This is a genomic window from Streptomyces sp. NPDC024632, assembly GCF_055559175.1.
Window position 1 is genome coordinate 488,153 of sequence record NZ_JBVHLD010000004.1, and the last position, 11,495, is coordinate 499,647.

6 protein-coding genes are annotated in these 11,495 nt (G+C 71.4%); 4 read left to right on the top strand and 2 right to left on the bottom strand.

The genetic code is table 11. From position 1 onward, the window contains the following. Positions 1-68 precede the first annotated feature (68 nt). Positions 69-1,298 carry an extracellular solute-binding protein gene (locus tag ACZ37P_RS11605; protein WP_355343714.1) on the top strand — a complete coding sequence of 410 codons (1,230 nt, stop codon included), beginning with the start codon at positions 69-71 and terminating at the stop codon, positions 1,296-1,298. 36 nt (positions 1,299-1,334) lie between these two features. On the opposite strand, the gene ACZ37P_RS11610 is transcribed toward ACZ37P_RS11605, so the two are convergent. Beyond that, positions 1,335-2,396 (bottom strand): ATP-dependent DNA ligase, encoded by a 1,062-nt coding sequence (locus ACZ37P_RS11610; RefSeq protein ID WP_355343717.1) that lies wholly within the window; start codon positions 2,394-2,396, stop codon positions 1,335-1,337. Positions 2,397-2,473: 77 nt separating this feature from the next. On the opposite strand from ACZ37P_RS11610, the gene ligD reads away from it, so the two are divergent. Next, positions 2,474-3,505 (top strand): non-homologous end-joining DNA ligase, encoded by a 1,032-nt coding sequence (gene ligD / locus ACZ37P_RS11615; RefSeq protein WP_355343720.1) that lies wholly within the window; start codon positions 2,474-2,476, stop codon positions 3,503-3,505. A gap of 32 nt (positions 3,506-3,537) precedes the next feature. On the opposite strand, the gene ACZ37P_RS11620 is transcribed toward ligD, so the two are convergent. Beyond that, the gene (locus ACZ37P_RS11620; protein ID WP_467346203.1) at positions 3,538-5,370 is read right to left on the bottom strand and encodes a glycoside hydrolase family 35 protein; all 1,833 of its coding nucleotides are present in this window, start codon (positions 5,368-5,370) and stop codon (positions 3,538-3,540) included. 144 nt (positions 5,371-5,514) lie between these two features. On the opposite strand from ACZ37P_RS11620, the gene ACZ37P_RS11625 reads away from it, so the two are divergent. Together ACZ37P_RS11625 and ACZ37P_RS11630 are read left to right on the top strand one after the other, a co-directional pair. Next, on the top strand, positions 5,515-6,543 hold the full coding sequence (locus ACZ37P_RS11625; RefSeq protein ID WP_467346205.1) for a LacI family DNA-binding transcriptional regulator: 1,029 nt from the start codon (positions 5,515-5,517) through the stop codon (positions 6,541-6,543). Between the two features lie 243 nt (positions 6,544-6,786). Continuing rightward, entirely contained in the window at positions 6,787-11,379 is a 4,593-nt protein-coding gene (locus ACZ37P_RS11630; RefSeq protein ID WP_467346206.1) for an endo-alpha-N-acetylgalactosaminidase family protein, read from the top strand. The last annotated feature ends 116 nt before the right edge of the window (positions 11,380-11,495 follow it).

Genomic DNA, 11,495 nt, shown 5'->3' on the forward strand with positions numbered 1-11,495 from the left:
ATATACGAAGGCGGTAGAAAGCGGTGCGGCGGCGACGATTCCTGGGCTTAGCGGCGGTCGGTGGCTCGATGGTGCTGGCGGTGACCACCCTCGGCGCGTGCGGGAACACCTCACCGCGGAGCAAGGCCATCACCCTGCACGTGGTCGCCACCGACTACAGCGGTCTGAAGACCGCGAGTCCGGTGGCCCAGACCTGGAACAGCCTGGCCCGCTCGTTCGAGGAGCGGAATCCGAACATCACGATCGACGTGCAGTTCGTGCCCGTCGCCGACGCCGACGCGCAGGTCGCCACCATGGTCGAGGACGGCCAGGCGCCCGATCTCGCGCAGCTCGACTCCTTCAGCGCCTTCAGCGACGGCAAGCAGCTCTACAGCGCGGACGAACTGTTCCCGATCAGCATGCAGTCCGCCTTCGTCCCGTCGCTGACGGACGCCGGTTCCGTCAACCACGTGCAGTACGGCATCCCGTGGGTCGCCTCCACCCGGATGTTCTTCTACAACAAGAAGCTCTTCGCCCGCGCGGGCATCACCCGCGCCCCGGAGACCTGGGCCGACATCAGGCGCGACGCCGTCAAGCTCAAGGAGCACGGCGTCCCGGTGCCGTACGGACTGCCGCTCGGCCCGCAGGAAGCGGAAGCCGAGACCATGATGTGGATGATCGGCAACGACGGCGGCTACACCGACAACGTCGGCTCGTACAACCTGGACTCGGTGCGCAATGTCGACGCCTTCGTCTGGCTGAAGAAGAACCTCGTCGACGCCGGTCTCGTCGGCCCCAAGGACCCGGCCAGGACGAGTGTCAGCGATGCCTTCAGCGACTTCCTCGCGGGCCGCACGGGGATGCTCAACGGCCATCTGACGCTGCTTCCCTCCGCGAAGGCGGCCGGAATCGACATCGGAGTGGCGCCGCTTCCCGGAAGGACGGGCCCCAGTTCGCAGGCGCTCGGGAACGCCGACTGGATGATGGCCTTCCGGCAGAAGGGACACCGGGAGGCCGACGCCAAGTTCCTCCAGTACATATACAGCGAAGAGAATTTGTTGAAATTCCAACAGGAGTACAAGTTGCTCCCGGTCACGGTGAAAGTCGCGGAAACGGTCAGGATGGATCCGCGGTACCGCGATCTCGTGCCATTCATGAACCTGCTGTCGGACGCGGCGTTCTATCCTGTCGCCAAGGCGTCCTGGGCCCCGGTCAGCGCCGAACTGAAGAAGGACATCGGACAGGCCGTGCACCGCGACCCCAAGGTCGTACTGGCCGGCCTCCAGCGCGACGCCCAGCGCAGCGACGGCGCCAGGTAGTCCGAGGAGCGGACGAGGGCGCCGCCGCACGGCCGGTCAGGCGCCCAGCACCTCCGCCAGGTCGTACCCCACCGGCTCCTCCAACTGCGCGTACGTGCACTCCGCGGCCTCCCGGTCCGGGCGCCAGCGGCGGAACTGCGCGGTGTGGCGGAACCGGTCGCCCTGCATGTGGTCGTAGGCCACCTCGACCACCCGCTCGGGGCGCAGCGGGATCCACGACAGGTCCTTCTTGCCGGTCCAGCGGCTCGGACCGCCCGGCAGCCGGTCGGCGGCCTGCGCCTCCTCGCTCGCCCACTCCTGCCACGGATGGCCCTCGACGGACGCCATCCGCAGCGGCTCCAGCTCCGTCATCAGCGCCTCGCGGCGGCGCATCGGGAAGGACGCGCAGACGCCGACGTGCTGAAGCATCCCCTCGGCGTCGTACAGACCGAGCAGCAGCGAGCCGACCACGGGACCGCTCTTGTGCAGCCGCATCCCGGCCACCACGCAGTCCGCGGTGCGCTCGTGCTTGACCTTGATCATGACCCGCTCGCCCGGCCGGTACGGCAGATGCAGGGGTTTGGCGACGACCCCGTCGAGACCGGCGCCCTCGAAGCGGGAGAACCACTCCTTGGCCGTGTCGATGTCCTGCGTGGCGGGCGCGGTGAACACCGGCGCCGTCGCCTCCCGCAACGCCTCCACCAGCACCTCGCGCCGGTCCCGCTGCGGCACCGGCAGCAGCGTCTCGTCGCCCACGGCCAGCAGGTCGAAGGCGACGAAGGACGCGGGCGTCACCTCCGCCAGGTGGCGGACCCGGGACTCCGCCGGATGGATCCGCTCCAGCAGCGCGTCGAAGTCCAGCCGGCCGCCCCGCACGATGACGATCTCGCCGTCCAGCACGCAGCGCGGCGGAATCCGCTCCCGCAGCGCCTCGACCAGCTCGGGAAAGTACCGGGTCAGCGGCTTGCCCGAGCGGCTGCCCAGCTCGATCTCGTCGCCGTCGCGGAAGACGATCGCCCGGAAACCGTCCCACTTGGCCTCGTAGAGCATGCCGGGCGGGACGGCCGCGGCGGACTTCGCCAGCATCGGCCGCACAGGGGGCATCACCGGAAGGTCCATGCTGGTGATTGTGCGCGGCCCCGCCCGGCGGCGCCCGCCGACGGGCGCCGCCCGGCCGTACGGCCTAGCGTGGTCGCATGGCCGAGACGCTGGAACTGACCGTCGGCGAGCGGGCCGTCCGGGTGTCCCACCCGGACAAGGTCTACTTCCCGCAGCGCGGATTCACCAAGGCCGACCTGGTGAGGTACTACCTCAGCGTCGGCGACGGCATCCTGCGCGCGGTCAGGGATCGGCCGACCACACTGGAGCGCTACATCCACGGCGTGGAGGGCGAGTCCTTCTTCCAGAAGCGGGCCCCGAAGAATCTGCCCGACTGGATCCCCACCGCCCGGATCGCCTTCCCCAGCGGCCGGTACGCCGACGAGATCTGCCCCACCGAGACCGCCGCCGTCCTGTGGGCCGCCAACCTCGGCACCTTCACCTTCCACCCCTGGCCGGTGCGCCGCGCCGACACCGACCACCCCGACGAACTGCGCATCGACCTCGACCCGCAGCCCGGCACGGACTACGGCGACGCCGTACGCGCGGCGCTCATGCTGCGCGAGGTGCTGGACGGACTCGGCCTGACCGGATGGCCGAAGACCTCCGGCGGACGCGGCCTGCACGTCTTCGTGCCGATCGCGCCGCAGTGGACCTTCACCCAGGTACGGCGCTCGGCCATCGCGATCGGCCGCGAACTGGAGCGCCGCGCGCCCGACCGGATCACCACCGCCTGGTGGAAGGAGGAGCGCGGCGAGCGGATCTTCGTCGACTACAACCAGACCGCGCGCGACCGCACGATCGCCAGCGCCTACTCCGTACGGCCGTTCCCGCACGCCCCGGTCTCCGCGCCGCTGCGCTGGGACGAGGTGAGCAGCGCCGTGCCCGAGGACTTCGACCTGGGCACCATGCCGGGGCGGTTCGCGGAGGCCGGCGACGTGCACGCCGACATGGACGAGCACGCCTTCCGGCTGGACGCGGCGCTCGAACTGGCCGACAAGGACGAGCGCGAGCACGGCCTCGGCGACCTGCCCTACCCGCCGGAGCACCCCAAGATGAAGGGCGAGCCCAAGCGGGTGCAGCCGAGCCGCGCCAAGAAGGCCGCGTCGGACAGCGACGCGGACGGGTAGCGACGCGAAGCGGTGGCCTCCGGCCGCGCGATTCAGTCGAACGTCTCGACGTACTCCTCGGTCGGCCCCAGCTCCGGCCGGTCGCGCAGCTCGACGCGGTCGCCGAAACGCTCCAGCTCCAGCACCGTGACGGTGTTCTCGCCGGCCGTCAGCAGCGGCGCGGGCACGTAGAGGGTGACCTGCGGGCCGATCTCCCAGTACCGGCCGAGCAGCGTGCCGTTCACCCAGGCGAAGCCCTTGCCGAAGCCGGGAAAGGCCAGGAAGGTGTCGGCCGGGGCGTCCGCCGTGAACCGGGCGGTCGCGAAACCCGCGTCGCCGGACGGCGGGGCGACCGACGGCGCGCGCTCCACGACGGCCGCGGGCCATTCGTCCAGCGGCAGTCCGTGGACCGACCAGTTGTGCACCAGGCGGCGCTCGACGCGGACCCCGCCGAGGATGCCCTTGCCCTGGCCGAGCAGCGGACCGTAGTTGATCCGGCCCTGGTTCTCGACCAGGAGTTCCAGCAGTACGGGCTCGCCGGCGCCCTCGACGGTGAGCGAGCCGGTCTCCCGGTCGAGCACACCGGCGGGCGCGCCGTCCACGAAGACCTGGGCGCGGTCGTGCAGCCCGTGCACGGTGATCTCCCGCGGGCCGCGCGGCAGACGGGGGCGGGCGCGGTAGAGCACCAGCCCCGAGGGCTGTTCCAGCTCCTCGAAGCTCAGCGGATGCGGGGACGCCACCGGCCGCGACAGCGCGGTGAGCGCGTCCAGCAGACCGGCGCCCCGGACCACGGGCAGCGCGCGAGCGGTCAGCGGCGGCGCGGTCGCGGGCAGCGGCCGGGACGCTTCGGCCGCGCCGGTCACCGCGAGCAGCCGGTCGCGCAGGGCGAAGAACTTCGGGCCGAGGCCGCCGTGTTCGGCGACCGGCGCGTCCGAGTCGTAGCTGGTCACGGTCGGCTGGAGCCTGTCGCCGTCGTGGTTGGCGCCCGCCCACAGGCCGAAGTTGGTGCCGCCGTGCGCCATGTAGACACTCACCGAGCCGCCCTCGTCCAGGATCTCGGCGAGCGTGGCCTCCGCGCTGTCGACGGTCCGGATGTGGTGCTTCTCGCCCCAGTGGTCGAACCAGCCGTTCCAGAACTCGGCGCAGACGAACGGCTCGCCCGTTCTGCGCGAGCGCAGCAGTTCGGCGGCCTGCGCGGCGCGGGACCCGAAGGTCGCCGTGGTCAGCGTGCCCGGCAGGGCGCCGCCGTCGAGCATCAGGTCGGTCGGGCCGTCCGCGGTGTAGAGCAGTTCGGTGATGCCCCGCTCCACCAGCGCGTCGCGCACCCACGCCACATAGCCGTGGTCGTCGCCGTAGCTGCCGTACTCGTTCTCCACCTGCACGGCGACCACCGGCCCGCCGCGGGCCGCCTGGAGCGCGGCGACGCGCGGGATCAACGCGTCGAACCAGCGCGCCACTTCGTCGAGGAAGGGCCGGTGCGAGGAGCGCAGCCGCATGCCGGGCGTCCCGGTCAGCCACGCGGGCAGCCCGCCGTTGTCCCACTCGGCGCAGATGTACGGGCCGGGGCGCACGATCACGTCCAGGCCGGTGTCCCGCGCGAGCGCGACGAACCGCTCGATGTCGCGCGGGCCGTCGAAGGACGGCCGTCCTCGGCGCGGCTCGTGGAAATTCCACGGGACGTAGGTGTCCACGGTGTTGAGCCCCATGGCCGCGAGGCGTTCCAGCCGGTCGGCCCACTGCTCGGGGTGGACCCGGAAGTAGTGCAGCGACCCTGCCAGGACGCGGTGCGGCTGCCCGCCGCGCAGGAACGTGCCGTGCGGATACGACAGCAGGGGCGCGGGTCGGCCGTTGGCGTCCGCGGGTGCGGTGGTGGTCGGAAGGCTCACAGCACCGAACTGTGGCACAGATTGTTATCGATGCCAACGCGGTGCCTTCAGCCGGTCCGGGGCGGGACCACGAGCTGGAGAGCGCCCCCTTTGGGCGGGTGCGACCGCTATCATCGGCGGCAGCGGATCAGCCGGAAGGGACCCATGAAGAACCAGAGCGCGCGCGACGCCTCCCGTCCGCCCGGCATGGCGGATGTCGCACGGGTCGCCGGGGTCTCCGCGCAGACCGTCTCGCGGGCCCTGGCCGGTCACCCCAATGTGCAGGACAAGACCCGCGCCAAGGTGCTCGCCGCCGTCGACCAGCTCGGTTACCGCAGGAACAACGCGGCGCGCATGCTCTCCTCCGGCCGCAGCCGCACCATCGGCGTGGTCACCCTCCAGACCAGCTTCTACTCCCGCACCGCCCTCACCCTCGGCATCGAACGGGCCGCTCAGGAGGCCGGTTACGCGGTCAGCACCGCCACCACCGCGTCGCTGGACACCTCCGCCATCGAGAGCTCGATGCTGCGGCTGGCCGACCAGCACGTCGAGGGCGTCGTGCTCGCCGTTCCGCTGATCCATGTGAGCCGCCAGATCGAGCAGCTCACCAGCGCCGTGCCCACCATCACCGTCGACGGTTCGCGCACGTCGGCGACCGAAGTGGTCGCGGTCGACCAGTCGGCGGCGGCGCGGCTGGCCACCCGGCACCTGCTGGACCTGGGCCACGAGACGGTCTGGCACGTCGCGGGACCCGGCGAGTGGCTGGACGCGGCGAGCCGGTCGCAGGGCTGGCGCGCGGTGCTCGAAGCGGAGGGCAGGACGGTGCCGCCGGAGCTGACGGGCGACTGGTCGCCCGCCTCCGGCTACCGCAACGGCCTCATCCTCGGCCGGATCCCCGACGTCACCGCGGTCTTCGTGGCCAGCGACGAGATGGCGTTCGGCGTGATCCGCGCCCTGCACGAACTGGGCCGCAGGGTGCCGAAAGACATCTCCGTCGTGGGCGTGGACGACATCGCGCTCGCCGAGTACTGCTCGCCCTCGCTGACCACGGTGGCCCAGCCCTTCGCCGAGATGGGGGCGCTCGCGGTCTCCCACCTCATGCGGTACATCGCGGACCCGGACGCCACCTTGGAACCGGCCTCCGTGGAGCCGACGCTGGTCGTCCGCGCCAGCACGGCGCCCGCCCGCCGCTGACGGTCAGGCGCCGGCCAACGGCCTGAGGGCGTCACCGCGCGCGGGGGAGTACGTACCCCTGCCGTCCGTGCCGCCGCCTGTCCGCGTTCCCGGACCACACCGGCCGCACGACCGCCCGATGTCAGCCGCTATCACCTGTGGAAGAAGCTCTGTCGGGCTCTGGTGTTATCGATGCCATCGCCGCTACAGTCTCCACCACTCCCGACTCGCTCCCGGCTCTTCACGGCCCTAGGTGGTACAGGAATGACCTCGCGCTCGCCCCGATCACCCCACCGCGGAAGGTGGCGGCGGCAGCGGTCCGCGACCGCCGCCGCCCTGCTCGCCTCGCTCGCCCTGCTGTCGGTCGGCGTCACTCCGGCGCTCGCCGCCCCGCCGCAGACGTCGGCCGACCCGGCCGCCGCCGCGGGCACCCCGATCGACCCCGCCCAGTACACGCTGGTCCAGGCAGACTCCGAGTCGCCCGCCTACCCCGCGCCCCCGGCCCTGGACGGCACGGCGCTCGCCGCGTTCGACAACGACCCGTCGACGCAGTGGACGGTCGCCTACGACGTGGTCGGCGGCGTCGGCGTCGCCAAGACCCCGATGCCGCACTGGATCACCCTCGACGTCGGCGGCTCCTTCACCCTCACCGGTGTCGACTACTCGGTGAAGAACCAGGCCAACGGCCCGGTCAAGGGCTACCGGATCTTCGTCACTGACGACGCGGCCGTCGCCAAGGACCCGAAGGGGAACTGGGGAGCGCCCGCCGCGACCGGCTCCTTCCACCAGCCGACGAGCAACACCGAGGTGCAGACCGTCGTCTTCGACAAGCCCGTCACCGGCCGCTATGTGAAGGTCGAGGCCGAGAGCGCCGTCAACGGGTCCGACAACGCCTCCGCCTCCGAGATCAGGGTCCGCGCCGTCGGCGACACCACGCCCGCGCCCGTCGACCCGCCGCCCCCGGCCGACCCCGCGACCCCCGTCGAGATCAGGCACGGCGCGCTCAAGGTCACGGTCGCCAAGGAATTCCCGCAGGTCATCTCGTACGCGCTGAACGGCGGCAGCCTCGCGGGCCAGGCGTCCGTCCTGCACACCTTCGACATCAACGGCGCCGCGCACACCGCGACCACGAAGATGTCCGCGCACGGCGACACCGCGACGTACACCTCGACCTTCGCCGACCTGCCGAACGTCACCATCACCTCGACGATCACCGCGACGGCGAAGAAGACCGTCGTCTTCGCCGTCCGGAAGATCACCGGCAGCGCCGCCCGTACCGTCAACCAGTTCTCGATCCCCGGCCAGTCGCTGCTGTCGGTCGACTCCTCCGACCCGCACGCGAGCCTGGCCCGTACGAAGATCTCCACGGACTCCACGACGACGGCCGACCAGTTCCTCACGATCAGCGCGGCGGCCAAGCCCGACAAGGCGTCCGTCGGCACCCCGTACGGCTTCGTCAGCAACTCCACGCTCGCGGGCGGGCTGATCACCGACGCGACCGACGACGCCGCGCAGGACAACAACGACAACGGCAACACCCGGCTCCAGTCGCGGATCGTGGACGCGGGCGGCGGCGCGCGCCGCGCGGAGCTGTCCGTCGGCAACTACACCTACGCGCCCAAGGGCGCCACGGACCGGCGGGTGGCGACGTACGCGCTGCCGCGGACCACGGTCGTGCTCTCCGGTGACGCCAACGGCGACAACAAGGTGACCTGGGAGGACGGCGCGCTCGCCTACCGCGCCGCGATGACGCGCCCGCTCGGCGCCGACCGGGTGCCCGAACGCGTCGTGCAGCACATCCCGTTCAACTTCGCGAGCCAGGCCACCAACCCGTTCCTCAAGACGCTCGACAACGTCAAGCGGATCTCGCTGGCCACCGACGACCTCGGCCAGTGGGTGCTGGAGAAGGGCTACGCCAACGAGGGCCACGACTCCGCGCACCCGGACTACGGCGGCGACTACAACGTCAGGGCAGGCGGCCTCACCGACCTCAACAAGCTGGCTTCCGTGGGCGCCGACTACAACTCCGACATCGCCGTCCACGTCAATGTGACCGAGGCGTACCCGCAGGCCAAGAACTTCAGCTCGGGACTCATCCAGGGCCAGGTCAACGGCTGGGACTGGCTCAACCAGTCGTACCACATCGACCAGCGCACCGACCTCGGCAGCGGCGCCGTCCTCGACCGCTTCAAGGAACTGCGCAAGCAGGCGCCCGGCATCAAGACCGTCTACATCGACGCCTACTACTCCAGCGGCTGGCTCGCCGACGAACTGGCCCGCCAGCTCCACGCGATGGGCTTCGAGGTCGCCAGCGAGTGGGCCTACAAATTCGAGGGCGACTCGATCTGGTCGCACTGGGCGAGCGACAAGAACTACGGCGGCGCCACCAACAAGGGCATCAACTCCAACATCGTCCGCTTCATCGCCAACTCCGACCGCGACGTGTGGAACGTCGACCCGCTGCTCGGCGGCTCCGACATCAAGGAGTTCGAGGGCTGGACCGGCCAGGACGACTACAACGCCTTCTACCGGAACATCTGGACCGACAACCTGCCGACCAAATTCCTCCAGCACTACCAGCTCACCACCTGGGACTTCGGCGCCTCCGCCGACCTCACCGGCGGTGTCCACGTCGCGATGGCGGGCGGCAAGCGCCAGGTGACCATGGGAGGCGCGCTCGTCCTCGACGGCGACAGCTACCTGCTGCCGTGGGGCGAGGCCAAGCGCGGCAACGGCACGTCCTCGCCGAGCGACGCCGACAAGATGTACTACTTCAGCGCGTCCGGCGGCGCCCACACCTTCGACGTGACACGGCAGTTCGCGGGCACCAAGCGCTTCACCCTCTACAAGCTCACCGACCAGGGCCGGGTGAAGGCCGGTGACATCACCCCGACCGGCGGCAAGGTCACGATCAGCGGCGACAAGAACCAGCCGTACGTGCTGGCCCCGCAGTCCGGCAAGGCGCCGCACACCAACGTCGACTTCGGGCAGGGCACCGGTCTGAACGACCCCGGCTTCAACGCCGGCGACCTCACGGCCTGGAACGCCCGCGGCGGCGCGACCGCCGTACGCACCGCCAACGGTGACAACGTCGCCCGGCTGGGCGCCGCGGCCTCCGGTATCTCGCAGCAGGTCAAGGGCCTGACGTCCGGCAAGACCTACACCCTCAGCGCCAACGTCGAGATCGCCAAGGGGCAGCGCAGGGCCACCACCCTCGCCGTCACCGGCGGCAAGCAGCCCGCCGCCAACACCTTCGACACCACGCCCGCCGCCAACCAGATGGCCGCGGACGCCAAGCTGGGCACGTACTCGCAGCGCGCGTCGGTGACCTTCACCGCGCCGTCCAACGGCAAGGTCACCGTCGCCGTCAGCGCGGTGGCGGGGGGCGCGGCCGTCACGCTGGACGACATACGCCTGATGGCCGACACGACGCTGCCGCTGCCCAAGAAGGCGGCCGGTTCTGGCGGGACTGTCCTCGCGCGCGACGACTTCGAGGGCAACCAGCCCGGCTGGGGACCCTTCGTCAAGGGCGACGCGGGCGGCGCCACCGACCCGCGCACCAGCATCAGCGACCTGCACGCCCCGTACAGCCAGAAGACCTGGAAGAACACCTACTCGCCGTACAACTCAGGGACCCTCAAGGGCCAGGCGGTGGACGACGTCATCGGCGGGAACCACTCGCTCAAGGCCCACGAGGAGAACAGCGGTCTGGTCTACCGGACGGTGCCCGCGACCGTGCCCTTCGTGGCGGGCCACACGTACGCGGTCTCCTTCCGCTACCAGACCAACCTCGACGGCCAGTGGGCCTGGGTGACCGGCGCGGACGTCGTCGGCGGCGGAAAGGTCGCCTCCAAGGACGTGACGCGCGACGTGCTCGCGCCCGCGCTCGACACGGCCACGTACTCCAAGGAGATCGTCGCGGGCTGCGGCGACACCTGGGTGGGGCTGCGCAAGCTCGGCGGCGCCAACGGCACGGACTTCGTGCTGGACGACTTCTCGGTGACCGACCTGGGCCCCGCCCCGGCGGGTCCGGCGTGCGCGAGTGTGACGACGCCGCCGACCGCCGAGCTGAGCCCCGGCGTGCCGAGCGAGTACGTGACCACCTTCACCAACAGCGAGCTGACCGACGCCACCGGCGTCGTCCAGCGGCTCGACGGCCTCCCCGCCGGGTGGACCGCGGCGGTGAAGACCGAGCACGGCAACAGCTTCGCCACCGTGAAGCCCGGCGCGTCGGTGAGCACCACCTGGCTGCTGACCCCGCCCGCGGGAGCGGCGGGGACCGCCGCCTCCTGGAAGGTCGTGGCGGGCTACACCGACGACGGCGCCACCAAGTCGGTGTCGGCGGACGCCAAGGCGACCGTCGCGACCCGCGCGCTGCTCTCGCCCAGTTCGATGACGGCGACCGCGGACTCCGAGAACCTCTCCTCGGGAGCCGCGGAAGGACCGGTCTCCAACGTGCTCGACGGTGACCCCGGCACCATCTGGCACACCGACTACACCAACTCCGAGGCGCCGTACCCCCATTGGGTGACCCTCAAGCTGGGCGGCCCCGCCGACCTCGACGGCTTCGGCTACCTCGACCGCCAGAGCGGCGGGCAGAACGGCCGGGTGGCCGGCTACGAGGTCGCCGTCTCCGACAACGGCACCACCTGGACGACCGTCGCCCGCGGCACCCTCGTGGACTCCCCGTCGACCCAGGTCATCGCCTTCGACCGGGTCCGCGCGAGCTATGTCCGCTTCACCGCGCTCAGCGCGCTCAACGGACTGCCGTTCGCGGCGGCAGCCGAGATGCGGGCCTACGGCAGTTACGCCGACACGCCCGTCGGCTACCCGCCGGATCCCGCACCGGGCGCCTGACCACGGTCCGAACGGGCACCACGCGGGGGGGGGGGGGGGGGGGGGGGGGGGGGGGGGGGGGGGGGGGGGGGGGGGGGGGGGGGGGGGGGGGGGGGGGGGGGGGGGGGGGGGGGGGG